Origin of the sequence: Mycobacterium kansasii ATCC 12478 (assembly GCF_000157895.3) — a bacterium.
Taxonomy (GTDB): Bacteria; Actinomycetota; Actinomycetes; order Mycobacteriales; family Mycobacteriaceae; genus Mycobacterium; species Mycobacterium kansasii.
In genome coordinates this window covers 1,793,629-1,818,979 of record NC_022663.1, presented here as the reverse complement: position 1 = coordinate 1,818,979, position 25,351 = coordinate 1,793,629, and the positions used below count along the sequence as shown (strand labels likewise).

Below are 25,351 nucleotides of genomic sequence, written 5' to 3'. Positions count from 1 at the left end.
ACCGGCTCGACGCGGGCCGTGCTACAGCTTGCGCAGCCGCAGCCGGTTGATCGCGTGGTCGGCGTCTTTGCGCAGCACCAGGGTGGCACGCGGCCGGGTCGGCAGGATGTTCTCGACGAGATTGGGCCGGTTGATCGACCGCCAGATCTCGCGGGCCGCGACCACGGCCTGCGGGTCGGACAATGCCGAATAGTGGTGAAAGTGTGATTCCGGGTTGGCGAACGCCGTGCTGCGCATGGCCAAGAACCGCGACACGTACCACTGTTCGATGTCCTCGATGCGCGCATCGACGTAAAGGGAGAAGTCGAACAGGTCCGAGACCATCAGGGTGGGCCCGGTCTGCAAGACGTTGAGCCCCTCCAAGATCAGGATGTCCGGATGGCGGACCACGTGTTTGGCCCCGGGAATGATGTCGTAGTGCAGATGTGAATACACGGGCGCACACGCATATTCCGAGCCCGACTTCACCGAGGTCACGAACCGCATCAGCGCCCGGCGGTTATAGCTCTCCGGAAAACCCTTGCGGTGCATGAGGCTTCGCCGTTCCAGCTCGGCGTTGGGGTAGAGAAAGCCGTCGGTGGTCACCAGGTCCACCCGCGGATGGTGGTCCCAGCGGGCAAGCAGCGCCTGTAGCACACGTGCGGTGGTCGATTTGCCGACCGCCACGCTGCCGGCCACACCGATGATGAACGGCACCGGCCGGTCCGGGTTCTGCTGCGGCTCGCCGAGGAATTCGGCGGTTGCGGCGAACAACCGCTGACGGGCGGCTACCTGAAGGTGGATGAGCCGGGCCAGAGGCAGATACACCTCTTCGACTTCCAACAGGTCGATCTGCTCACCCAGACCACGCAGGCCGACCAATTCCTCTTCGGTGAGGGCCAGTGGGGTCGACATACGGAGCGCGCGCCATTGCTTTCGGTCGAACTCGACATACGGGCTCGGCTCGCTAAGCCGTGGCATGGTGTCAGTCTTGCAGGGATCGACGCGGGTCTGACGGCTGGGCCGGGTAAAGCGTGCGCCAAGCCCACGGCGAAGTGCCCGGCTTTCAGCGACGACCGAACCCGCCGGACAGGGTCGCCGACGGGTGGGCAGGTCGTTACCCGGTTACCCGCCGGACAGGCGAGACCTCCGGTAGCCGCGGCGATCACGGGATCGGGTGCGTCGAACACGATCAGCCGCGAAGCGCCACCCTCGATAGACTGGCGCCCGTGACTGCCGCACCTGACGCCCGTACTTCTGCCCGCGTAACGGCCCCTGAGACCAGCTCGGTCATGTCCGCCCCGCTGGCCGAGGTCGACCCCGAGATCGCGGAGCTGCTGGGCAAGGAACTCGGCCGGCAACGAGACACCTTGGAGATGATCGCCTCGGAGAACTTCGTGCCGCGCTCGGTGTTGCAGGCCCAGGGCAGCGTGCTGACCAACAAGTATGCGGAGGGGTTGCCGGGCCGGCGGTACTACGGCGGTTGTGAGCACGTCGACGTCGTGGAAAACATCGCCCGGGACCGGGCCAAAGCGCTGTTCGGCGCCGATTTCGCCAACGTGCAGCCGCATTCGGGCGCCCAGGCCAACGCCGCGGTCCTGCACGCGCTGATGACCCCGGGGGAGCGGCTGCTGGGTCTGGACCTCGCCAACGGCGGCCACCTGACCCATGGGATGCGGTTGAACTTCTCCGGCAAGTTGTACGAGAACGGGTTCTACGGTGTGGATCCCACGACGCACCTGATCGACATGGACGTGGTGCGCGCCAAGGCGCTGGAATTCCGTCCCAAGGTGATCATTGCCGGCTGGTCGGCCTACCCCCGGATTCTCGACTTCGCGGCGTTTCGCGCCATCGCCGACGAGGTTGACGCGAAGTTGTGGGTGGACATGGCGCATTTCGCCGGTTTGGTTGCCGCCGGATTGCATCCGTCGCCGGTGCCGCACGCCGACGTGGTTTCCACCACTGTGCACAAGACGCTCGGCGGAGGCCGTTCCGGCATGGTCCTGGGCAAGCAGGAGTACGCCAAGGCGATCAACTCGGCGGTGTTCCCCGGCCAGCAGGGCGGGCCGTTGATGCATGTGATCGCGGGCAAGGCGGTTGCCCTGAAGATCGCTGCCACCCCCGAGTTCGCCGACCGCCAGCGGCGCACCCTGTCAGGTGCCCGGATCCTCGCCGAACGACTGCTCGGTGACGATGTCGCCAAGGCCGGCGTCTCGGTCGTCAGCGGCGGAACCGACGTCCACCTGGTGCTGGTCGACCTGCGCAACTCTCCACTGGACGGCCAGGCCGCCGAGGATCTGTTGCACGAGGTCGGAATTACGGTCAACCGCAACGCCGTGCCCAACGACCCTCGCCCGCCCATGGTGACCTCGGGCCTGCGGATTGGAACGCCCGCGCTGGCTACCCGCGGGTTCGGCGACGCCGAATTCAGCGAAGTCGCCGATGTGATCGCTACCGCCCTGGCCGACGGCAGCGCTGCCGATGTCCCGGCGCTGCACGCCCGGGTGACCCGCCTGGCCAGGGAGTTTCCGCTCTACGCGGGCCTCGAGGACTGGAGCTTGGCAGGTCGCTAGCCTGCAGCGAAACCGTTGTCGGCGTTATCACGCGGGTAAGCCACGACACGCGCAGCCCCAATTTCACGAAACCTGTGTCGTCGGGTTACAGTTACTGCATGGCACAGAAACCTGTCGCTAATGCGCTGACCCTGGAACTCGAGCCTGTGGTGGAAGAGAATATGGCTCGACATCTTGACACCGAGGACATCTGGTTCGCCCACGACTACGTTCCGTTCGACCGCGGCGAGAATTTCGCCTTCCTCGGCGGACGGGACTGGGATCCGTCCCAGGCGACGTTGCCGCGGGTCATCACCGACGCCTGCGAGATCCTGCTGATCCTCAAGGACAACCTGGCCGGCCATCACCGCGAACTGGTCGAGCACTTCATCCTCGAGGAGTGGTGGGGCCGCTGGCTTGGCAGGTGGACAGCGGAAGAGCATCTGCACGCCATCGCGCTGCGCGAATACCTCGTGGTGACCCGCGAGGTGGACCCGGTCGCCAATGAAGAGGTCCGCGTCCAGCACGTCATGAAGGGCTACCGCGCCGACAAGTACACGCAAGTGGAGACCCTGGTCTACATGGCGTTTTACGAGCGCTCCCTTGCCGTGTTCTGCCAAAATCTGGCCGCACAGATCGAAGAACCGATCCTGGCCGGGTTGATCGACCGGATCGCCCGGGACGAGGCGCGCCACGAGCTGTTCTTCGCCAACCTGGTCACACACTGCCTCGACTACTCCCGGGACGAGACGATCGCTGCGATCGCGGCCCGCGCTGCCGACCTCGAGGTCGTCGGAGGCGACATTGACGCCTACCGGGACAAGGTGCAGAAGATGGCCGAGGCCGGGATCTTCGGCCCGCAGCAGCGGGGCCAGGTGATTGCCGATCGCATCACCGCGTGGGGTGTGGCCGACGAGCCTGCGCTCAAGCCGTTCGTCACCGTCTAGTCCCGACCTCCACGGAGCGCGTCGGCGCGCCTGTCCTGCGGGAGTGTCGTCACCGGAGTAGCGTCGCAGACGATGGTCAGCGACATGCTCTGCTGCCAGGGCGGCACCTTCCGTCACTACAACGGCAGGACCGGCCCCGGTCCTGGTGCCGCGGCCCGCGCCGACACGCTCGTGTGGGTTCGCGCGAGCGTCATTCGCTCGAGGAGCGTTTCGTGACCGATATCCGGACGTATGTGCTCGACACCTCTGTGCTGCTGTCCGATCCCTGGGCGTGCAGTCGGTTCGCCGAACACGAGGTGGTGGTTCCGCTGGTGGTGATCAGCGAACTGGAGGCCAAGCGTCACCACCACGAGTTGGGCTGGTTCGCTCGCCAGGCGCTGCGGCTGTTCGACGATCTCCGGCTGGAGCACGGACGCCTGGATCAGCCCATTCCGGTTGGCACCCAAGGCGGCACGCTGCACGTCGAACTCAACCACAGCGACCCGGCGGTGCTGCCCGCCGGCTTCCGGACCGACAGCAACGACTCCCGGATCTTGAGCTGTGCTGCCAATCTCGCCGCCGAGGGCAGGCGAGTCACGTTGGTCAGCAAGGACATCCCCCTGCGGGTCAAGGCTGCCGCGGTGGGGCTGCCCGCCGACGAGTACCACGCGCAGGACGTCGTTGCCTCCGGGTGGTCAGGGATGCGCGAGATCGAAACTGCTGCCGAGGAGATCGCCACTCTGTTCGCCGACGGCGAAATCGACCTGGCCGAAGCCCGGGACCTGCCCTGCCACACCGGGATTCGGCTGCTGGGCGGTAGTTCGCATGCGCTGGGCCGGGTGAACCCGGCCAAACGCGTCCAGCTGGTTCGCGGTGACCGCGAAGTGTTCGGGCTGCGTGGCCGGTCCGCCGAGCAGCGGGTGGCGCTCGACCTGCTGCTCGACGAGTCGGTGGGCATCGTCTCGTTGGGCGGTAAGGCCGGCACCGGGAAGTCGGCGCTGGCGTTGTGTGCGGGTCTGGAGGCTGTGCTGGAGCGCCGGACCCACCGCAAGGTGGTCGTCTTCCGCCCGCTGTATGCCGTCGGCGGCCAGGAGCTGGGCTACCTGCCCGGCAGCGAGAGCGACAAGATGGGCCCCTGGGCTCAGGCCGTTTTCGACACGCTCGAGGGGCTGGCCAGCCCCGCCGTGCTGGACGAGGTCCTGTCCCGGGGCATGCTCGAGGTGCTGCCGCTGACCCACATTCGGGGCCGCTCATTGCACGACTCGTTCGTCATCGTCGACGAAGCCCAATCGCTGGAGCGCAACGTGCTGCTGACCGTGCTGTCCCGGCTGGGCGCCGGGTCGCGGGTGGTGCTGACCCACGACATCGCCCAGCGTGACAACCTGCGGGTCGGCCGCCACGACGGGATCGTCGCGGTGATCGAGAAGCTCAAGGGTCATCCGCTGTTCGCCCACATCACGCTGCTGCGCAGTGAACGGTCCCCGATCGCCGCGCTGGTCACCGAGATGCTCGAGGAGATCGCCGGGCCACGCTGACGGGTCTCCCGGGCAGGCGCCCAGAGAAACAGCCGAGGTCGAGTGTGCGTCCAGGGCGGCGAATCCGGCGGATTGCGCCCTGATCACCCCCTCGACGCCGCGAGCGCACACTAGACGCCCGGTAAACTTCCTAGGTGCCCAAACGACCCGACAACCAGGCCTGGCGCTACTGGCGCACGGTCATCGGTGTCGTGGTGGCCGTCGCGGTGCTGGTGATCGGCGGGCTGACCGGCCACGTCACCCGCGCGGACAACCTCAATTGTTCGGTGGCCAAGTGTGTGGCGCTGACCTTCGACGACGGGCCGGGACCTTACACCGACCGGCTGTTGCAAATCCTGAAAGACAACGACGCCAAGGCGACGTTCTTCCTGATCGGCAACAAGGTGGCGGCCAACCCGGCGGCTGCCAAGCGGATCGCCGACGCCGGCATGGAGATAGGCAGCCACACCTGGGAACACCCGAACATGACGACGATCCCTCCCGAGGACATCGCCGGCCAGTTCGCCAGGGCGAACGATGCGATCACCGCGGCCACCGGGCGCACGCCCACGCTGTACCGTCCGGCCGGCGGCCTGTCCAACGACGCGGTGCGGCGAACCGCCGCCACCTTCGGCCAAGCCGAAATCCTTTGGGACGTCATTCCTTTCGACTGGGCCAACGACTCCAACACGGCGGCAACGCGACTGCTGCTGATGACCCAGATCAAGCCGGGCTCGGTGGTGCTGTTCCACGACACTTACTCCAGCACCGTCGACCTGGTGTACCAGTTCATCCCGGTGCTCAAGGCCAACGGCTACCGGCTGGTGACGGTCAGCGAGCTGCTCGGGCCGCGTGCGCCCGGAAGCAGCTACGGAAGCCGGGAGAACGGGCCGCCCGTCAACGAACTCCACGACATCCCGGCCGCTGACATCCCGTCGTTGCCCAACACGCCCTCACCCAAGCCGATGCCCAACTTCCCGATCACCGACATTCCCGGCCAAAACTCGGGCGGGCCGAACAACGGTGCGTAGGGCTCGCGGATCCGCAGCCGACGCGCATCCGCCAAGCGCCCGCAGGTTGTTGGCTCACTATGCGCTCGGCCTCGCCATCGCCTACGTCCTCGCAGTCCTCGACGCATCGGCCGTCTTGGTTCCGCTGAGAGGCCACACCTACGTCGACTTCGCCGAGAAAAACATGGTGTTGGTGTCGGTGTTGGTCGTGTTGGGGACGGTCGGCGTCGCGGTGGGTGGTGTTCTCCTCCTGGCTCCCACACTGCGGTGGTTCGTCCCCGGCGACGAGCCCACCCCGCAGCAGCGAGAGTCCGCGATCAAGCTCGGCGGCCGCCAGTCGGCCATCTTGGTAGGTGCCTGGTCAGCGTCTGGCTCGGTGCTGATGCTGATCAATCATGCTGACGGCGCCAAGATATTGCTGCCCATTCTGCTCGGAGTGCTGCTAGGTGGACCCGCCGCCGCGGGCACCGGCTTGCTGCTCGCACAACGCACCCTGCGGCCGATCATGGGAGTGGCCACCCGAGGATGTCAGCCGCGCCTGGCGGTCCCCGGCGTGTTGGCGCGACTGGTCCTGTTGTGGTTTTTGTGCAGCGCGATCCCGATCGGGGTGATCGCCGCATTTGTCGTGCTGCGGTCCTATGGCTGGCTGATTCAGGAGACCGCATCGCTGGATGTGCCCATCTTGGTGGTGTCGCTGGCAGCGCTGCTGCTCGGGCTGCCGACCATGATCCTGACGTCGCGATCCATTTCCGATCCGCTCGACGAGATCGTCGATGCGATGGCGCAGGTCGAACACGGCAACATCGCCACCTACGTCGGCGCCTACGAACGTTCCCAAATAGGGCGACTGCAAACCGGATTCAACCGGATGGTCGCCGGGCTCGAGGAACGGGAGCGGCTGCGTGACCTCTTCGGCCGGTACGTCGGAACGGATGTCGCCCGCCGGGCCATCGAAGAGGGCTCGTCGCTGTCGGGCGACGTGGTGGAGGCGGCAGTCCTCTACATCGACCTGGTGGGTTCGACGCAGCTGGCCGAAAATCGTCCGCCGCAAGAGGTGGCTCACGTGCTCAACGACTTCTTCCGGATAGTCGTGGACGCCGTGGACGAATATCAGGGCTTGGTCAACAAATTCGAGGGTGATGCGGCGCTGGCGGTCTTCGGAGCGCCGCTGCGCACGAGCAAACCGGCGTCGGCGGCGTTGGCGACGGCACGTGCGCTGGCGAGCCGATTACATGAGCTGCCGGACGTCGACTTCGGGATCGGCGTGTCGGCAGGACGGGTGTTTGCCGGCAATATCGGCGCCGAGAACCGGCACGAGTACACCGTCATCGGCGACGCCGTCAATGAAGCCGCGCGGCTGGCCGATCTGGCCAAAACGTCGGACCGGCGGATCCTGTGCTCGGCGGCGGCCGTCGAGCGCGCGGCCGAGGACGAGCGTGGACGCTGGGCCGAGCGCTATTCCGCGGTGCTGCGTGGCCGCTCCGAAGCCACGCACATCTCGGCACCCGTCGGCGATGCTTAGTGGTCACCCATGAGTTCGTCGGCGGTGGGGATCGCGGTCCTTGCGTCGCGATCGACGGTACCGTCAGACCTTCTCGCGATTTTCGGCGCGCGTAGATCTCGACACTTGTCGCATGAACGCCGGCCTCATGGCAGACCGACCGCCGACGAATTTGGGAGTGCGACCACCCGGCTAGGCGTTGGGGGGACGAGTCGGCGCCGACGACGTCGACGCCGGTGCGGGCGAACTCGTCGATACCGCGGTCTGGCTGGCGGGGGCACCCGGAGCCTGGCTGACCGCGATGGTGCGCATGTGTGCGCCGGGCAGCTCATCGGCTGTGGTGGCGGCGAAATCGACCCGCAGATCGTAGAGATGATCGGCTGTCTGATATTTGAAAGCGATCGGAATGTAGGGTTGCTGCTCGAAGCCGGCCACCATGTTGGGTGCGCCGAAGACGGCTCCGACGTCGGTGGCGGTACTGTCCCAGGTCCATCCTTCGGGGAGTTTGCCCCGGTAGAGGTATTTCTGTTCGCGGATGTCGTTGTACAACACGACGCCCACCACGGTTGCGTGTTCGTCAGGAACCAGCCCGAACCCCTCGTTGGGGACTCGGACGATATCGGTCAGGGCGCGGATATCCTGCGGGTCCGGGGTTGACTGTTGACAGAGTTTGGGGTCGCCGTAACAAACCCGTCCGGGTCCGCCCGGTACCGAGTTGAGGTAGTCCCGCAACGTCGGGTCGGTGAGCATGCTTTTTCCCAGCGCCCATTGCCATATCTCGCCGCTGGGTGCCGCCGGCACCGCTGCCGCGGGCACCGAGATCACGGTCCACGCCGAGGTCAATACCGTCAAGACCGCCGCCAACGCGAGGCAGCACTTGCTTATCAGTCGAGCCATATCGGAAGTATGGACGTGCGGGCGCGATTCGTCATGATTTCGACACCTTCAGCGCGGCGATCACCTTGCCGATCGTTGCCGCCGAGCCGGCGTCGCCGATGGGGGTCGCGCCCATGAAGATGGTGACCGGCTTGGTGTCCACCGCGATGATGGTGACGGTGTCACCCTTGACGTGCCGCGAGGTGTCGCCGATGGTGATGTCGGCGTCCACCCGGGCGGCCTTGACGCCGTCGACCGTCATCGACGACGTCTTCGTGGGCCCCAGGGTGGGCTGGGACTGCGAATAACCGGGGCCGCTGGCCACACATTGCATCAGCTTCGAGGCCTGCTTGCTCACGTCCATGCTGGAGACGAAGTTGGTTATCGCGACTTCGGCCTGCATCATCCACTGACTCGCGCCGGGCACCTCTTGGCCCACTCCCACCGCGTCGATCAGGTTGGGGCTCTGGTCGTCGGAGAACGGCGCCCATCCCGCTGCCACGCTGGCGGGAAACGACAGTTTGCCGGCGCTGATCGTGCCGTCGTCGGGCTTGTCGCCGCCGGACACGTTGGGCGTGCAGTCGGTCGCGGTCTGCTCAGAACCGTTGGGCTGGGAGGTCGGAGCGCTCGTCGTCGGCGAGGAGCCCGGGGAACCGGCCGTGGTCGAGCTGTCGCGGTGGTTGAGCACCACCACCAGGACGATTACCAGCGCGATCACGCCCACCACCGCGACGCCGGCGAGGATCAGCCACGGCACCTTCGAGCCGGGCGGCTTCGGCGGTGGTCCGGGCGGGTACTGCCCCGGGGGCCAGCCGGGCGGGTATTGCTGGCCGGGTTGCGGATATTGCTGGGGCGGGTAGGGGGCCGCCCCGTAGGGATCCGTGCCTTGAGGGCCCGGGTAGGGGCCGGGCGGTGGATACGGGTACTGGCCGCCCTGCGGCTGGCCACCCCAATAGGGTTGCTGCCCATACTGATTCGGATCGGGACCGTATGGGCCGCCCGGAGGAGCCGTCATCTGCTGAACCACCCTCGCTTTCAGGGACTACCCCAACCAAGGTAGCCGTGCATTCGCGTCGCCGCAGATCCGCGTGACGCCGGTGTCGAGCTGCCTAATCGTCGGCCGCTTCGACCTTGGCCATCGCCAACACGTCGAGGCGGCGGTCGAGCTCCTCGATGGAGAGCTTGTCGCCGACCAGGCCGCGATCGATGACGGTCTGGCGGATCGTCTTTCGCTCCTTGAGCGCCTGCTTGGCGACGGCGGCCGCCTCCTCGTAACCGATGACCGAGTTCAGCGGCGTGACGATCGACGGTGACGACTCGGCCAGCTCGCGCAGGTGCTCGACGTTGGCGGTCAGCCCGGTGATGCAGCGCTGCGCGAACAACTTCGAGACGTTCGTCAGCAGCTTGAACGACTCGAGGATGTTGCGGGCCATCATCGGGATGTAGACGTTGAGTTCGAACGCGCCGTTGGCTCCGCCCCAGGCGACTGCGGCGTCGTTGCCGATCACCTGCGCGGCGACCTGGGTAACCGCCTCGGGGATAACGGGATTCACCTTGCCCGGCATGATCGAGCTGCCCGGCTGCAGGTCCGGCAGCCGGATTTCGGCCAGCCCGGTCAACGGGCCGGAGCCCATCCACCGGATGTCGTTGGCGATCTTGGTCAGCGACACCGCGATGGTGCGCAACGCCCCCGACGCCTCGACCAATCCGTCCCGGGCGGCCTGGGCTTCGAAAGAGTTTGCCGCCGTCCGCAATTCGGACAGGCCGGTCTGGGCCACCAGTACTGAGACCACCTTGACGCCGAAGCTCTCGGGAGCATTCAGACCGGTGCCGACGGCGGTGCCGCCGATCGCCAGTTCACCCAGCCGCGGCAGCGTGGCGCGTACTCTTTCGATGCCGGCCTCGATCTGGCGGGCGTATCCGCTGAATTCCTGACCAAGGGTGATCGGGACGGCATCCATCAGGTGGGTCCGGCCCGACTTCACCACCGTCTGCCACTCGAGAGCCTTGGCCGCCAGCGCATCGTGCAACACCTGCAGGGCGGGGATGAGATGGCTGACCGCGGCCTCGGTGGCCGCGATGTGGGTTGCGGTGGGGAAGGTGTCGTTCGACGACTGCGACATGTTGACGTCGTCGTTGGGGTGCACCGTAACGCCGTTGGCGGCGGCGATGCTCGCGATCACCTCGTTGGTGTTCATGTTGGAGCTGGTGCCCGAACCCGTCTGGAAGACGTCGATGGGGAACTGGTCGTCATGTTGACCGTCGGCGATCTCGGCTGCGGCGGCGATGATGGCGTCGGCCTTTTCCGGCGCCAGCAAGCCGAGGTCCTTGTTCACCTGCGCGCAGGCGCCTTTCAACAGGCCCAGGGCGCGGATCTGGGCGCGCTCCAGGCCCCGCCCGGAGATCGGGAAGTTCTCCACCGCACGCTGGGTTTGCGCGCGCCACAACGCTTTCGCCGGCACCCGGACCTCGCCCATGGTGTCGTGTTCGATGCGGTAGTCGGTGTCGTTATCAGAGGCACTGTCGGCCATTGATCGGATCCTTGGTTGTGGGGAACGGTTTACGGCAGAGGGTAGGCGGCGTTGGTGTCGCCGGTGAAGTCGATCGCCGAGTACTCGTTGAGCTTCGAAAGCCGGTGGTAGGCCTCGATCATCCGCACGGTGCCCGACTTCGACCGCATCACGATCGACTGGGTGGTGCAGCCGCCGGGGTAATAGCGCACACCCTTGAGCAGGTCGCCGTCGGTGACCCCGGTGGCGCAGAAGAAGACGTTTTCGCCGGCGACCAGGTCCTTGGTGGTCAGCACCTGGTCGAGGTCGTAGCCGGCGTCGAGCGCTTTACGCCGCTCGGCCTCGTCCTTGGGCGCCAGCTGGGCCTGGATGGCCCCGCCCATGCACCGGATCGCCGCGGCGGCGATGATGCCCTCCGGGGTGCCGCCAATACCGGCCAGCATGTCGGTGCCCGACTCGGGCCGGCACGCCGAAATCGCGCCGGCCACATCGCCGTCGGTGATCAGTCGGATCCGCGCCCCGGTAGCCCGCACGTCGTGGATCAGCTGCGCGTGCCGTGGGCGGTCCAGGATGCACACCGTCATGTCCCGTACCGACAATTCCTTGACCTTGGCCACCGCCCGGATGTTTTCCGAAATCGGGGCGGTGATGTCCAGCACGTGTGCGGCATCGGGGCCGACGGCGATCTTGTTCATGTAGAACACCGCCGACGGGTCGAACATCGCACCACGATCGGCCACCGCCAGCACCGAGATGGCGTTGGGCATGCCTTTGCTCATCAGCGTGGTGCCGTCGATCGGGTCCACGGCGAAGTCGCATTCCGGGCCGTCGCCGTTGCCGACTTCCTCGCCGTTGTACAACATCGGCGCGTCGTCCTTTTCGCCCTCGCCGATCACCACGACCCCGCGCATCGAGACCGAGTTCACCAGCTCGCGGATTGCGTCGACCGCCGCGCCGTCGCCGCCCTCCTTGTCGCCGCGGCCCACCCAGCGCCCGGCGGCCATGGCGCCGGCCTCGGTGACCCGCACCAACTCCAGGGCCAGGTTGCGGTCCGGAGCTTCCCCGCGCGGCGGCCGGCTGGCCGAAGGGTCGGTTTTCGCAACCGTCGCCGGCGACGAACCGGATCCCTGTGCAGTCATGGTTGCTGATTGTCCCAGAAGCGAATCACGCGGCACGAGCTGGGATACTGGCCAGGTGACTGTTGAGCCGCAGCCGGCCCCGAAGCCGGCCAAACCACGGTTGCTGCAGGACGGTCGCGACATGTTCTGGTCGCTGGTGCCGCTGGTGATCGGCTGCATCCTGCTGGCCGGCATGGTCGGGATGTGTTCGTTGCAACCGGGCGGAACGAACCGGGGACGGATCCCGTCCTACGACGCTGCGAGGGCGTTACGGGCAGACGCCGCAACGCTGGGGTTCCCGATCCGGCTGCCGGTACTGCCAGCGGGATGGCAACCCAACTCCGGTGGGCGCGGCGGTATTGAGAACGGGCGGACCGATACGTCCGCCGGTCAGCGGCTCAACGCGGCCACCTCGACCGTGGGATACATCAGCCCGACGGGGATGTACCTGAGCCTGACCCAGAGCAACGCCGACGAGGACAAGCTGGTCGGTTCCATCCATCCGGGCATGTACCCCACCGGAACGGTCGACGTCGGCGGAACCAACTGGGTCGTCTATGAAGGCGCCGACAAGAACGGCGCATTCGAGCCGGTGTGGACCACCAGGCTGGCCAGCCCGGCCGGTCCCACCCAGGTCGCGATCACCGGCGCGGGCAGCGCCGAGGAGTTCCGCACGCTGGCCGCTGCGACCCAGTCGCAGCCGCCGTTGGCCCCGAACCGATAGGAGAGACGTATCGTGAGCGGACCCGAAGCAGACCTGTCCGGGTGGTCGGCGTCGTCGTTCACCGGCGGCGGCTACACCCACGACGTCTATCGCAAGGGGTCCGGCCCGGGAGTGGTGCTGATCCCGGAGATCCCGGGGATTCATCCCGGGGTGCTGGGCCTGGGTAATCACCTGGTGGACAACGGGTTCACCGTGGCAATCCCGTCGCTGTTCGGTGCGCCGGGCAAGGCGGTATCGGCCGGCTATATGGCCGCCACGCTCAGCCGGGCGTGCGTGGCCCGGGAGTTCGCGGCGATGGCCACCAACAAGCAGCGCCCGGTGGCGCAGTTTCTGCGCGCGCTGGCGCGCGATCTCAACGCGTCGACCCCCGGTAAGGGCGTCGGTGTGATCGGCCAGTGTTTCACCGGCGGCTTCGCGCTGGCCGCCGCCGTCGACGACAGCGTGCTCGCCCCGGTGCTCAGCCAGCCCTCGGTGCCACTGCCGCTGACGCGCGCGCAGCGTCGCGACCCCGGGCTGAGCGAATCCGAGCTTCGCGTCGTCGCCGACCGCTGTGCCAACGACGGCTTGTGCGCCATGGGATTGCGCTTCAGCGAGGACAAGATGGCGCCGCGGGAACGGTTCGCCACGCTCAAGCAGCGGCTCGGTGACGCGTTCGCGGTGATCGAGATCGACTCCAGCCCGGGCAACGCGGACGGCTTCAGCCGGATGGCGCATTCGGTGCTCACCGACGAGGTCCGCGAGGTGGACGGTCAGGCGGCGTACGAAGCCCGCAAGCGTGTGGTCGAGTTCCTCACTGAGCGGCTGAGTCGGTAGCCGCGCCTGCCGGGGTGTCCCCGGTTCGCCGCGGGAGCCACTTGCGACGGCCGGGCGGGTCGTGGTGTTCCTTGAGTTCGACCCCCTTGTACACCGCCAGGTAGACGTCGATGGTGGTGACGATGAGGATCATCAGCACCGGACCGATGATGATGCCCCACGGGCCGAACATGCCGATGCCGGCAAACACCGAGAGCAACATGAGTGCGGAGTTCAGCCGGGCGTCGCGCGGAACCAGGATCGGACGTAAGAAGTTGTCGATGTTGGTGACCACCAGCAGATGCCACAGCACCACGAACACGCCGCCGGCGATGTTGCCGTAGAAGATCATCCCGATGCCGAACGGGATCGTCACGATCCCGCCGCCCAGCGGAATGATCGACAGCGCGGTCAACACGATCGCGAAGATGAAGAACCCGTGGTGAAATCCGGCGAGGTAGATGGACGCGGCGCCGGCCACGCCTTGGCACAGGGCGATGACGAACTGGCCGTTGACGGTGCCACGCACCATCGAGCCCATCTTTCGCAGGTACAAATCGGTAACTTCCTCGCCCAGCGGGTTGAGCTGGCCGATCAGCGTCCTTAACTTGTCCCGGTTCAGCAGCAGGGCCACGAAAACATACAGAAAGACGATGGCCGACGTGACCGCGCCGGCGAGGCTTCCGGCCGCGCCCTGCAGGACATGCAGCAGCCAGGTGCCAACGGTGCGGGCCGCCGAGATCATCGCGTTTCGCAACATCTCGGGAGTCACGGTCACATGCAGGAACGGCACCCTGGCCAGCAGGTCGTTGACCAGGCGTAATACCTTGTCGCCGAGCTCGCTGGGATCGGTCGTGTTGAACCACTCGGCCACGTTGTCGACCATCCGGGCGACCTGGACTACGGCCAGCGCCACTAACAGCGCGACCGGAATGAAAACGCTGGCCAATGCCGTCAACACCGTGCACGTGGCCGACAAGCCCGTGCTCAGCCGCTTGTTGAACCAGGTGAACAGTGGCGTGAACAGATAGGCGCCGACCGCGGCCACCACGATGAGCACGAAATAGTCGCGCAGGAAGTAGGCGCCGAACAGCAGGGCGACCATCGTCAGGATTGCCAGCGCGCGCTTCTGGGTGAGCGTGAATTCCGTGTTCATGCCTAGGCTCGCCCGCCCTCCGCATCGGTGTTGAGCGTCACCCTAACCGGAGACTGAGCCGTAAGGGCGAGAAGAAGGCCACGCCCCGGAAGTCCTGCGTGAAGGGTCGCCGGCTACGCGGAAAGCGGGCACTGTCCGGCGAGGTGCGCGTTGAGCTCGAGCTGTTGGCCGAGCACCCGGTTTCGAAGCGGCGTGGTTCATCTCCACTACGGTGTGGCCCGGAGGCCTTTCGGACCGCCTGCGGCCACCGGTCGTTAACCTGAGATCAGGCATGGGAATGGGAGTTTCAGGGGTATGGCGATCGACGATTGTGTGGTCGAAACCAGCTACGGCCCGGTCCGGGGCACCGGCGACGTGCGGGCCAAGACCTGGAAGGGCGTGCGATATGCCGCGCCGCCGCTGCGTGACCTGCGCTTCCGGGCGCCACAACCGCCCCAGCGATGGACCGAGGTGGCCGACGCCACCAGCTTCGGCCCGGCCTGCCCGCAGCCGGTGGTCCCGAACATGCCACTGGATCTGGGAGCGCCCCAGGGCGAGGACTGTCTGCGACTGAACATCTGGGCCCCGGCCGGCGTCGAGCCCGGCGACGGGAAGCCCGTGATGGTATGGCTGCACGGCGGCGCCTACCTGCTCGGGTCGGGCAGCCAGCCCCTCTACGACGGCCGGCGCCTGGCCGCCAGCGGCGACGTGGTGGTGGTGACCATCAACTACCGGCTCGGAGTGCTGGGTTTTCTCGACCTGTCGTCGTTGGGTAGCGCGCGGCGCGGTTTCGACTCCAATATCGGGCTGCGCGACGTGCTGGCCGCGTTGCAGTGGATCCGCGACAACATCGCGGGGTTCGGCGGTGATCCCGGCAACGTCACGCTGTTCGGCGAATCCGCGGGAGCGGGGATCGTCACGACGCTGCTGGCCGTCCCGGCGGCGGCCGGGCTGTTCGGGCGCGCGATCGCCCAAAGTTCTCCGGCCACCTCGGTATACGACCGCGACAGGGCCCGGCGGGCGGCGATGTGCGTTCTCGGCAAGCTGGGAATCGGCACCTCCGAGGTGGACCGGCTGGTCGATGTCCCGATCGCCGCGATCATCACCGCGTCGAAAGAAGTGTTCGACGAAGTGCCCGTCCGCAACCCCGGCACCCTGGCGTTCGTCCCGATCGTCGACGGCGACCTGTTGGACGACTACCCGGTCAAAGTGGCGCAGGAGGGCCGCTCTGAACCCGTGCCGTTGATCATCGGCACCAACAAGCACGAGGCGGCGCTGTTCCGGTTGATGCGCTCGCCGCTGATGCCGATCACTCCGCACGCGATAACGTCGATGTTCACCCAGATCGCCGCCGAACAGCCCGACCTGCAATTGCCTACCGAAGAGCAGATCGGGCTGGCCTACTCGCGCATCCGGCGCAAGGCGCGGCCGCTGAGCATCGCCACCGATGTCGGGTTCCGGATGCCCTCGGTGTGGCTGGCCGACGGACACCGCAAGGTGGCGCCGGTATACCTTTACCGCTTCGACTATTCGACGCCGTTGCTCAAGCTGCTACTGGTCAACGCCGCACACGCTACCGAATTGCCTTATGTCTGGGGCAATCTCGGGGGACCCCACGACCCGACGCTGCGACTGGGCGGGGTCAGGACCGCCAAGGCGGTTTCGGAAAGAGTGCGGACCCGATGGGTCAACTTCGCCAGGCACGGTAAGCCGGCGGGCGAGCCGGACTGGCCGTCGTACGACGACGCCGACCGGGCCTGCCTGGTCATCAACAGAACCGACAGCGTTGCGCGCGATCTCGACGGCCACCTCCGAGCTGCCTGGGGCGGCGAGGTCGTGGGCTTCCGCTAGCCGCGGCTGGATCGAGAGGTGGGTGCGGTGAGCTCCAACGCCCCGACATCGCGAGCCTTGGTCCTGGAGGCGCCGCGCCGCCTGGTTGTCCGGGAGCTTGCGGTGCCGGAGATCGGCGCTGACGACGCGCTGGTGCGGGTGGAAGCCTGCGGATTGTGCGGCACCGACCACGAGCAGTACACCGGAGCGCTGAGCGGCGGCTTCGCGTTCGTTCCCGGTCACGAAACCGTCGGGATCATCGAGGCGATCGGGCCGCAGGCGGCCCGGCGCTGGGGCGTGGCCGCCGGCGACCGGGTGGCGGTCGAGGTGTTCCAGTCGTGCCGACAGTGCCCGAACTGCCTCGCCGGTGAGTACCGGCGCTGCGAACGCCACGGTCTGGCCGACATGTACGGCTTCATCCCGGTGGACCGCGCACCCGGCCTGTGGGGCGGTTACGCCGAATACCAATACCTGGCGCCCGATTCGATGGTGTTGCCGGTGCCGGCCGGCTTGGATCCCGCGGTGGCCTCCCTGTTCAATCCGCTGGGAGCCGGAATACGCTGGGGTGCAACGCTTCCGGGCACCGGTGCCGGTGACGTGGTCGCGGTGCTCGGACCGGGTGTCCGTGGACTGTGCGCCGCCGCGGCGGCCAAGGAAGCCGGCGCGGGATTCGTCATGCTGACCGGGCTGGGGCCCCGTGACGCCGACCGGCTGGCGCTGGCCCCTCAGTTCGGGGTTGACCTCGCCGTCGACGTCGCCGCGGACGACCCCGTGGCCGCGCTGCATGACGCGACGGGTGGGCTGGCCGACGTCGTCGTCGACGTCACCGCCAAGGCGCCGGCGGCGTTCGCACAGGCGATCGCGCTCGCGCGGCCTGCCGGGACGGTCGTGGTCGCCGGCACCAGAGGCCTGGGCGCCGGCGCGCCCGGATTCTCGCCGGACCTGGTGGTGTTCAAGGAGTTGCGCATACTCGGCGCGCTCGGGGTGGACGCCACCGCCTACCGGGCGGCGCTGGCGCTGCTGGCATCGGGTCGCTACCCGTTCGAGAGCCTGCCGCGACGCTGCGTGCGCCTCGACGATGCCGAGGAGTTGCTCGCCACCATGGCCGGCGAGCGTGCCGGTTTGCCGCCCGTGCACGGAGTACTCACGCCATGAGCCCGCAGCGGGCTGACCTGCGCTTCGTCATCATCGGCGCCGGAATGGCCGGGGTGTTGGCCGCCATCAAGCTGCGCGAGGCCGGCTTCACCAATGTCAGCGTGTACGAGAAGGCCGAGCGGCTGGGCGGAACCTGGCGGGAGAACACCTACCCCGGGATCGCCTGCGATGTGCCGGCACACCTGTACACCTACAGCTTCGCTCCGAACCCGGAGTGGAGTCATGCGTTCGCGCCCGGGCCGGAGATTCTGGCGTATTTCGATGGCGTCGCACGCCGCTACGGCGTCGAGGAACTGGTCCGCTACGGCCGCGAGGTGCGCCGCCTCGAACACGACGGAAGTCGTTGGCGCATCGAGACATCTATCGGCGAACGCGACGAGGCCGACGTCGTCATCGCCGCCACCGGCGTGTTGCATCACCCGCGCTACCCAGATATCAACGGGCTCAACGAATTCGGTGGCAGCATCTTCCACAGCGCCCGCTGGGACCACAGCGTGCCGCTGGAAGGCATGCGAGTCGGTGTGGTCGGCACGGGCTCGTCGGCGGTGCAGATCTCCGGCGCCATCGCCGAAGTCGTGCGCGAGCTGCATCTGTTCCAGCGCACCCCGCAGTGGATCCTGCCGGTCGACAACCCGCCCGTCGACGAGGCCGGGCGGGCACGCTACCGGTCCGACCCGGCGGCGCTGACCCGGCTGCGCGCCCAGCTGAACCGGGACTTCATCCAAAACTTCGCCAACGCGGTCGTCGACGCCGACTCGCAGGCGCTGAAGACGCTGCAACGGGTGGCCCGCACCAACCTCGAGGACAGCGTCGCCGACCCCGGGCTGCGGGAAAAGCTACGGCCCGACTACCGCGCCGGGTGCAAGCGCCTGATCATCTCCGGCAACTTCTACCAGGCGATCCAGCGGCCCAACGCCCATCTGGTCACCGAGGGCATCGACCGCGTCGAGCCCGACGGGATACGCACCATCGACGGAACGCTGCATCGCCTCGACATGCTGGTGCTGGCCACCGGTTTTCGGGTAGATCGTTTCCTGCGCCCCATGGAGGTGGTCGGCCGCGGCGGTGTGCGTCTCGACGATGTGTGGGGACAGCGGCCGTTCGCCTACTTGTCGGTGTCGGTGCCCGGTTTCCCCAACCTGTTCATGCTCAATGGACCCAACGGGCCGGTAGGCAACTTCTCGCTGATCGACGTCGCCGAGGCCCAGATGGCTTATCTTTTACAGCTTTTCGAGCTGCTGGCCGATGGTCGGTGTAGCCAGATCAGCGCCACCCGCGAGTCGACGGCGCGCTTCGAGGCCGACCGTATTGAAGCGGCGAAAAAGACGGTGTGGGTGACCGGTTGCCGCAGCTGGTATCTCGACGACCGCGGCGTTCCGGTGGCGTGGCCGTGGACGTTCACCCGGTTCCGCGACGTCATGGCGCGTCCCGCCCTCGAGGACTACGAGCTCCGATAGCGGGTGCTCAGGCCTACCGTAAGTTCTGGCGCGGCTGACACTGGCCCCCGTCGGCCGGGATGCTCCAGGTCCAGGTCGATCCGGCAGGCCGCTTCCCCGGATGCGACCAACCGGCAGGTGTACGACATCGACCACACCGTGTCCTATCTGCGCGGTCTGATTCATCCGTCGAACTGCAAGCTGCTGTGCCGCTACCAATGTCGGGTCAATCCCTCTAGCCCATGGTCATGTTCCCCTAGCGGTGTCTTCATGACATCAACCGAACGGGTTCAATCCGCAGCATCGATGCCCGCTTTTCGCAAAGTGTTGTGCGCCGTGTACGCACTCATCGCGGTGGTCGCGTTTGTTGCGACGTGGAGTCAGACCGTCGCGTATACCCACAACGGCATCGTTGCTTTCTTCGACAACTTCTGGCACGACGCCCGCGTGAATGCCTCGTCGCGCAACATCACCACGCCCGGATGGCGGCTGACCCGCCGCCCTTCTAGCTCAGGCGAACGCGCTACTCCGGTGGTGCCGCGTCGACCACGGATACCAGATGGGGTTTGGCTGCGGCCTTGACCTGTTCGAAAAGGTCTTTGTAGTAGGGCAGGCATTCGGCCAAGGCCTGCTCGGTGGTGAACAGCGGCCGGTAGCCCAGATCACGCTGCGCCTTGGCGATCGAAAAGTAGTTGTCGAGGTAAAGCCGCTCCACCGCAAGGGGTTCCAGTGGCGGCTTCGGCAGCCCGAACCGGAAGTGCAGCCACTGCCACGCCGACATCAGGTCGCGCACCAGGCGGCCGGATACCCTTATCCGCGGCCAGCTTTCGCCACACGCGGTGACGACAGGCCGGGCGAACTCGAACATGTTGATTGGCTCGGCGTCGTTGATGAAGTACGCCTGCCCGGGCGCGGTTCCGCCGGGGACCAAGTGCTGCGCGGCCAGAATGAAACCGTGAATCAGGTTGTCCACGTAGGAGTTGTCCAGCCGGGCCGATTTGCGGCCGACCAGCACCTTGACCTGGCCCTTGACCACGCTTTCGAACAGCTTGCGGAACATCGTCTGGTCGCCGCGGCCCCAGATGCCGCTGGGCCGGATAGCGCAGGTAAGCATGCCGTCAACGCCGTTCTGCGACAACACGAATCGCTCGGCGGCCACCTTCGTCTCGGTGTAGAGGTCGTTGAACCGGCTGGTGTAGGGCATCGTCTCGTCGCCACCGGCAATATTCTGGCCACCCATCACCACGCTGTTGGAGGAGGTGTAGACGAACCGCTTTACCCCCGCCCGCTGCCCGCCGTGCACCAGGTTCTCGGTGCCGCCGACGTTGACCGCGAAGCTGCGCTTCCGGTATTCGTCGGTTACCGATGCGCCGCCCATCAGCTCGATGATTGCGGCGGTGTGGAAAATCGTGTCGATGCCGTCAACTGCGGTGGCGCAGGTGGCCGCGTCGGTGATATCACCCTGCAGCACCTCGAGCTTCGGGTGCGGGGGCAGCGGCGACGGCGCGCGGTCGAAGGAACGCACCTGGTATCCCCGCTCCAGCAGCGTGGTAACCAGGTTGGCCCCGACGAAGCCTGAGCCGCCGGTTACCAGGACGCGGCCGAGTTCAGTTGTCAACGATGCATCACCCATGCGGCGAAGCATAACTAAAACGTGTTCCAGTTTGGAATAAGGTTTGCCCAGTGAAACCGGCGGGCATCGGTATGCGCTAGTCGTCCGAAGCCGCGCCGGCCGCCAGCGCATCGGTTACCCGTTGCCGAGCGCCAGCTAAGTGCTCCTCACACCTTTTGGCGAGTTGCTCGCCTCTTTCCCAAAGCTTCAGCGACGTATCGAGGTCCAGGCCGCCCTGTTCCAGCAGCCGCACGACCTCGATCAGTTCGTCGCGGCACGCTTCATAGCCGAGCTGACTAATGGGTGTAATGGAGCCGTTCCCGTCGTGGTTTTCGCCGTTTTCGTCAGCAGCCATCGGTATGTCCTTCGCTTAGCGCCGCAATGGCGCCGTCGGCAACCCGCACCCGCAGCCTGGTGCCCGCTGGCGCGTCATGGACCGACCGCAGCACCCCGGTCGGTTGTCCGGCGGCCGAAAGCCTTTGCACAACGGCATAGCCGCGGGCGAGCGTGGCCGCCGGCCCCAGCGTGGTCAATCGTGCCGAAAGGTGGCCGACCCTTTCGGTCTCGGCAGCGATCAACCGGTTGATGTCGCGGCGAACTGCGGAGCGGGCCCGCTGAATTTCGTCGTGGCGCGCGGTGAGCGCCTTCAGTGGGTCGGCTAGCACCGGGCGGTTGCGCAGGTGGGCCAGTGCCCGCTCCTCACGAGACACCCAGTTGCGCAGCGCTTGCGCGCTGCGCCGGCGCAGGTCGACGATCAACCGTTGTTCGGCGGCGGTATCGGGAACGACTCTCTTGGCCGCGTCGGTGGGGGTGGCGGCCCGCAGATCGGCGACCAGGTCGCAGAGCGGGTTGTCGGGTTCGTGACCGACCGCGCTGATCACCGGTGTGCGGCAGGCCGATATGGCGCGGCACAGCGTCTCGTCGGAGAACGGCAGCAGGTCTTCGACACTGCCACCGCCGCGGGCCAGCACGATCACGTCGACCTCGAAGTGGCGATCGAGATCGCGCAGCGCCTCGACGATCTGCACGACGGCGTTGGGCCCCTGCACGGCGGTGTTGCGCACCGCGAACCGCACCGCGGGCCAGCGTGTCGCGGCCACCGTCGTCACATCCCGCTCGGCCGCGCTCGCCCGGCCGGTGATAAGTCCAATCATGTTGGGTAGGAACGGTATTGGGCGCTTGAGCCGCGGATCGAAGAGGCCCTCGGCGTCTAGCAGCCGCCGTAGCCGTTCGATGCGGGCCAGTAGCTCGCCGATGCCTACGGCCCGAATCTCACTGAGCCGCAGTGAGAATGTGCCGCGCCCGGTGTAGAACGAAGGCTTGCCACAGACCACCACCTGGGTGCCCTCGGTCAATTTCACCGGCGCGCCCAGTATCAGATCACGGGGACAGGTGACGTTCAGCGACATGTCGGCTGCCGGGTCACGCAGCACCATGAACACCGTCTTGGAGTTGGGCCGCATGGTGATCTGGGCCAGCTGCCCCTCGACCCAGACCGTGCCCAGTCGATCGATCCAGCTCGCGACCCGGATGGCTACCGCGCGGACCGGGAACGGATTCTCGGCCGAGTTCGCGTCGGAAGCCCGGGTCACTTGGCGGTCGCGCGGGTGATCCTGTTGGCCAGCAACGTCTGGAACGGGGCGCGCGCCTTGGTGGCCTGCTCGTAGGCCAGCAAGGCTTCGAGCTCGTTGACATCCAGCGATTGCAGCCGGGCCCGGAGCTGGGCCAGGGTCAGCGACGGATAGTCGAGTTCACTCGCGATCGCAGGTGCCGGGACCGCCGAATTCGGCGACGATGTCTTCGGCGGCTTGGGTTGCCTGGCAGGCATCGGCTTGGTCGGGGAATCGACGTCCCTGGACTCATCCGCGTCGGATACCGAATACAGTGCGAACCGTCCCGCGGACCGGCGGTCGGCGCCGGCGGCGTCGGGATCCGGCAGCGCCGTGAAAGACCCGTCCCAGCCCTCTGCGGCGTCGAGTTGGTCCTCGTCGAAGGTCGCCCATTCCGGCTGCTCGTCCTTCGGGGGGAACAGTGTCTCCAACGTGCTGTCGCCCTTGATGACCAGTTCAGCAAGGTTCTGTTGGAACCGCATGACCAGGTGTGCGGCCTGGCTGATCAGTGTCATCGGGTACATGAGAATGGTGCGCGGCAGTTTGATCGTCTCCTCGACGGCGACTGTCGCCGCGCCGACCAGTAGCCGAACCCCATACGGTGCAGTAGCCATGGGTCCAAGACTGCCTCAAGCGGCGGCTAACTCCAAGCGGGGCCGCCATGAGGCGGGGTTGTGTCATGGTTGTGTCGCTGCCGGCGGCCGGAAAGTACCCTGGATGCATGGTGCCGACTGTCGATATGGGGATTCCTGGTGCGTCGAGGTCGGTGAGCTCGGTAGCCAACGCCCCAACCCACAAGCGGGTGCTGCTGGCCGAGCCGAGGGGCTACTGCGCGGGTGTGGACCGGGCCGTCGAGACGGTCGAACGCGCACTGGAAAAGCACGGCGCGCCCGTCTACGTGCGGCATGAGATCGTGCACAACCGGCACGTGGTCGACACCCTGGCCAAGGCCGGGGCGGTGTTCGTCGAGGAGACCGACCAGGTTCCCGAGGGAGCCATTGTGGTGTTCTCCGCGCACGGGGTGGCGCCCACGGTCTACGCGGCCGCGGCCGAACGCAACCTGCAGACCATCGACGCCACCTGCCCGCTGGTCACGAAGGTGCACAACGAGGCCAGACGCTTTGCCCGCGACGATTACGACATCCTGCTGATCGGTCACGAGGGCCACGAAGAGGTTGTCGGCACCGCCGGAGAGGCGCCCGACCACGTGCAGCTGGTCGACGGCGTGCAAGCCGTCGACCAGGTGACGGTCCGCGACGAGAACAAGGTGGTCTGGCTGTCGCAGACCACGCTGTCCGTCGACGAGACCATGGAAATCGTCGAGAAATTGCGTCAGCGCTTCCCCAAGCTGCAGGATCCGCCCAGCGACGACATCTGTTACGCCACCCAGAACCGACAGGTGGCGGTCAAGGCGATGGCACCCGAGTGCCAATTGGTGATCGTCGTCGGCTCCCGCAATTCGTCGAACTCGGTGCGGCTGGTCGAGGTGGCGCTGGGCGCCGGGGCCAAGGCCGCCCATTTGGTTGATTGGGCTGACGACATCGACCCGGCCTGGCTGGAGGGCGTCACCACGGTCGGTGTCACGTCCGGCGCGTCGGTTCCCGAGGTGCTGGTGCGCGGCGTGCTGGAACGGCTGGCAGAGTTGGGCTTCGACATGGTGCAGCCGGTGACCACGGCCAACGAGACGCTGGTGTTTGCCCTGCCGCGGGAGATCCGTCCGGCGAGGTAAGGCAGGCCCACCGGCTCGGAACCGGGCTCAGACGTCGTATTCCCAGGAGTCGGGCTGGGGTCTGCGCGGTGTGCGGGAACGATTCCGGCGCTCAGGTGGCGGCTCATCGCGCGGAATGTCACGTAGCTCGTCATAGGGGGCCGAGCCGCGGTAACGGACCTGCGAGATCGGGTGGTGGGTCGGGTTGGCGGCGGTTGGCCCGCCCGGGGCGGAGCGCCGGCGCGGCGGCTCGTAGGGCTCGTATCGGGTCCCCCGCCGCTCGTACCGGTTGGGCGGCTCGGCCGGCTCGGGCGGCTCGTAGGGATCGAAGCGGCTGCTGCGTGGGGCCGGCCGTTCGTAAGGATTACGGCGGGTGTGCGGATCTCGGCGCGTCTCCCGTGGCGGCTGGGCGCGCAGGTCGGGATCGTCTTGTGGCCGGGGCCGGCGCCGTGATCGAGGCGGCGGGTCGGCGGCTTCGTAATCGCGGTAATCGCGGTAATCGCGTGGCTGCGCCGGACGCCGGCGGCGCGGACGTTCGGCGGCCGGATCGACCGGGTCATCCCCCCCGGAGCGGGCGTGGCGGGATCGGCTCCGATCGGAGCGTCGGGAGGCAGTCCGACTGTTCCGGGAGGTCCGGGTGCTGCGGGACGTGCGTCCGATCGCATGGGCCGGTTGTGAGCTGGGGTCGGGAGCTTCCTCGGTGGTGTCGCCGGGGCCGAGCCAGGCGCTGAGTTTGGCTACAAGACCGCTAATCGCAGACTTTCGCGGGGTCGTGGCCGTCGTGGCGTCTTTGGCTTTCGCGGCAGTGGTCGTGCGCTGGGTCATACCGAAGTACCACCGGATCAGACCGATCAGCAGGACACCGCCGGCGGTACCCAGCATCAGCGGGAAGCGCTCGATAAGCGGATAACCGCAATTGATCAGCAGATCTTTGAATTTGCCGATCTTGCTCCCGTGGAACAGCCAGTAGGCGCCGGGCACCGTGAAGAAAAGGATCAGCGGCGGCTGGATGACCGCGGTAAACAAGCCCGACTGGCGCACGGCCAGCACCGCCGCCACGCAACCGGCGACGTAGAACCCGGCGAAGACGTGCGTCAAGTCCTTGTGGCCGGCGTCGAACGCGTACCCCACGGCGGTGGCCGTGACGGCTATCAGCACGGCCGCCCACCAGGGCACCCCGGGGATGTTGGGGACGATGGAGCGGTGACTTGGCTCCACCGCTGAACTCGCCCGCTGCGCTGACACATGTAGACCGTACCGGCTGTGAGCCCGAAGGCTCGTCAACACCTCGCGAGCGGTCGGCGGCGTGCCATCCCGAGCCGATGGTGCTGTGCACGGGGCAGCAGTCACATCTGTCCCAGGG

At 67.0% G+C, this 25,351-nt stretch carries 23 protein-coding genes; 12 read left to right on the top strand and 11 right to left on the bottom strand.

Annotated features, from left to right (window positions below; genetic code table 11):
- Positions 1-21: 21 nt before the first annotated feature.
- Entirely contained in the window at positions 22-960 is a 939-nt protein-coding gene (coaA, locus tag MKAN_RS07680) for a type I pantothenate kinase (protein WP_023366919.1), read from the bottom strand.
- Positions 961-1,271: 311 nt separating this feature from the next.
- Here coaA and glyA point away from each other — a divergent pair, with 311 nt between their 5' ends.
- The 5 genes from glyA (at position 1,272) to MKAN_RS07655 (ending at position 7,503) form a co-directional block, all read left to right on the top strand.
- Entirely contained in the window at positions 1,272-2,552 is a 1,281-nt protein-coding gene (gene glyA, locus MKAN_RS07675) for a serine hydroxymethyltransferase (RefSeq protein WP_023366917.1), read from the top strand.
- A 98-nt stretch (positions 2,553-2,650) separates the two neighbouring features.
- Positions 2,651-3,478, top strand: coding sequence for an acyl-ACP desaturase (locus MKAN_RS07670; protein WP_023366915.1), 828 nt, complete (start codon positions 2,651-2,653; stop codon positions 3,476-3,478).
- A gap of 212 nt (positions 3,479-3,690) precedes the next feature.
- Entirely contained in the window at positions 3,691-4,992 is a 1,302-nt protein-coding gene (locus MKAN_RS07665) for a PhoH family protein (RefSeq protein WP_036392677.1), read from the top strand.
- Between the two features lie 134 nt (positions 4,993-5,126).
- Positions 5,127-6,002 (top strand): polysaccharide deacetylase family protein, encoded by an 876-nt coding sequence (locus MKAN_RS07660; protein ID WP_023366911.1) that lies wholly within the window; start codon positions 5,127-5,129, stop codon positions 6,000-6,002.
- 49 nt (positions 6,003-6,051) lie between these two features.
- Positions 6,052-7,503, top strand: coding sequence for an adenylate/guanylate cyclase domain-containing protein (locus MKAN_RS07655; RefSeq protein ID WP_036392679.1), 1,452 nt, complete (start codon positions 6,052-6,054; stop codon positions 7,501-7,503).
- 171 nt (positions 7,504-7,674) lie between these two features.
- On the opposite strand, the gene MKAN_RS07650 is transcribed toward MKAN_RS07655, so the two are convergent.
- The 4 genes from MKAN_RS07650 to glpX form a co-directional block, all read right to left on the bottom strand.
- Entirely contained in the window at positions 7,675-8,379 is a 705-nt protein-coding gene (locus MKAN_RS07650; protein ID WP_023366907.1) for a hypothetical protein, read from the bottom strand.
- 31 nt (positions 8,380-8,410) lie between these two features.
- The gene (locus MKAN_RS07645; RefSeq protein WP_023366905.1) at positions 8,411-9,373 is read right to left on the bottom strand and encodes a hypothetical protein; all 963 of its coding nucleotides are present in this window, start codon (positions 9,371-9,373) and stop codon (positions 8,411-8,413) included.
- A gap of 94 nt (positions 9,374-9,467) precedes the next feature.
- Positions 9,468-10,889, bottom strand: coding sequence for a class II fumarate hydratase (locus MKAN_RS07640; protein WP_023366903.1), 1,422 nt, complete (start codon positions 10,887-10,889; stop codon positions 9,468-9,470).
- Positions 10,890-10,918: 29 nt separating this feature from the next.
- Positions 10,919-12,007, bottom strand: coding sequence for a class II fructose-bisphosphatase (gene glpX / locus MKAN_RS07635; RefSeq protein ID WP_036445506.1), 1,089 nt, complete (start codon positions 12,005-12,007; stop codon positions 10,919-10,921).
- Between the two features lie 55 nt (positions 12,008-12,062).
- Between glpX and MKAN_RS07630 the strand changes: the two genes are divergently transcribed.
- Together MKAN_RS07630 and MKAN_RS07625 are read left to right on the top strand one after the other, a co-directional pair.
- Entirely contained in the window at positions 12,063-12,710 is a 648-nt protein-coding gene (locus tag MKAN_RS07630) for a DUF4245 domain-containing protein (RefSeq protein WP_036445503.1), read from the top strand.
- A 12-nt stretch (positions 12,711-12,722) separates the two neighbouring features.
- Positions 12,723-13,523 carry a dienelactone hydrolase family protein gene (locus MKAN_RS07625; protein ID WP_023366899.1) on the top strand — a complete coding sequence of 267 codons (801 nt, stop codon included), beginning with the start codon at positions 12,723-12,725 and terminating at the stop codon, positions 13,521-13,523.
- On the opposite strand, the gene MKAN_RS07620 is transcribed toward MKAN_RS07625, so the two are convergent.
- A complete protein-coding gene (locus MKAN_RS07620) occupies positions 13,501-14,658 on the bottom strand; it encodes an AI-2E family transporter (RefSeq protein WP_023366897.1) in 1,158 nt (385 codons plus the stop codon). The genes MKAN_RS07625 and MKAN_RS07620 overlap by 23 nt on opposite strands.
- A 294-nt stretch (positions 14,659-14,952) precedes the next feature.
- Between MKAN_RS07620 and MKAN_RS07615 the strand changes: the two genes are divergently transcribed.
- The 4 genes from MKAN_RS07615 to MKAN_RS30370 all read left to right on the top strand — a co-directional run bounded on the left by MKAN_RS07615 (position 14,953) and on the right by MKAN_RS30370 (position 19,640).
- Positions 14,953-16,488: a carboxylesterase/lipase family protein gene (locus MKAN_RS07615; protein WP_023366895.1), complete on the top strand. Its 1,536-nt coding sequence runs from the start codon at positions 14,953-14,955 to the stop codon at positions 16,486-16,488.
- A 27-nt stretch (positions 16,489-16,515) separates the two neighbouring features.
- Positions 16,516-17,622, top strand: a complete 1,107-nt coding sequence (locus tag MKAN_RS07610; RefSeq protein WP_036445520.1) for a zinc-dependent alcohol dehydrogenase — start codon at positions 16,516-16,518, stop codon at positions 17,620-17,622.
- A complete protein-coding gene (locus MKAN_RS07605) occupies positions 17,619-19,079 on the top strand; it encodes a flavin-containing monooxygenase (RefSeq protein WP_023366891.1) in 1,461 nt (486 codons plus the stop codon). The genes MKAN_RS07610 and MKAN_RS07605 overlap by 4 nt, the downstream gene beginning before the upstream one ends.
- Before the next feature lie 117 nt (positions 19,080-19,196).
- Entirely contained in the window at positions 19,197-19,640 is a 444-nt protein-coding gene (locus MKAN_RS30370; RefSeq protein WP_133163559.1) for a hypothetical protein, read from the top strand.
- Here MKAN_RS30370 and MKAN_RS07600 read toward each other — a convergent pair.
- From MKAN_RS07600 to MKAN_RS07585, 4 genes are all read right to left on the bottom strand, one after another.
- Positions 19,582-20,703 (bottom strand): 3-beta-hydroxysteroid dehydrogenase, encoded by a 1,122-nt coding sequence (locus MKAN_RS07600; RefSeq protein WP_042312005.1) that lies wholly within the window; start codon positions 20,701-20,703, stop codon positions 19,582-19,584. The two genes, MKAN_RS30370 and MKAN_RS07600, sit on opposite strands and share 59 nt — an antisense overlap.
- Before the next feature lie 64 nt (positions 20,704-20,767).
- On the bottom strand, positions 20,768-21,025 hold the full coding sequence (locus MKAN_RS07595; protein WP_023366887.1) for an exodeoxyribonuclease VII small subunit: 258 nt from the start codon (positions 21,023-21,025) through the stop codon (positions 20,768-20,770).
- Complete coding sequence (xseA, locus tag MKAN_RS07590; protein ID WP_023366885.1) at positions 21,015-22,262, bottom strand: exodeoxyribonuclease VII large subunit; 1,248 nt, start codon at positions 22,260-22,262, stop codon at positions 21,015-21,017. Before xseA ends, MKAN_RS07595 begins: the two co-directional genes overlap by 11 nt.
- Entirely contained in the window at positions 22,259-22,894 is a 636-nt protein-coding gene (locus MKAN_RS07585; protein ID WP_023366883.1) for a lipid droplet-associated protein, read from the bottom strand. Before MKAN_RS07585 ends, xseA begins: the two co-directional genes overlap by 4 nt.
- Positions 22,895-23,001: 107 nt before the next feature.
- On the opposite strand from MKAN_RS07585, the gene MKAN_RS07580 reads away from it, so the two are divergent.
- The gene (locus MKAN_RS07580; RefSeq protein ID WP_023366881.1) at positions 23,002-24,009 is read left to right on the top strand and encodes a 4-hydroxy-3-methylbut-2-enyl diphosphate reductase; all 1,008 of its coding nucleotides are present in this window, start codon (positions 23,002-23,004) and stop codon (positions 24,007-24,009) included.
- Positions 24,010-24,036: 27 nt separating this feature from the next.
- Here the strand turns inward: MKAN_RS07580 and MKAN_RS07575 are convergent, their stop codons facing one another.
- Positions 24,037-25,233: a DUF4118 domain-containing protein gene (locus MKAN_RS07575; RefSeq protein ID WP_178131772.1), complete on the bottom strand. Its 1,197-nt coding sequence runs from the start codon at positions 25,231-25,233 to the stop codon at positions 24,037-24,039.
- Positions 25,234-25,351 lie beyond the last annotated feature (118 nt).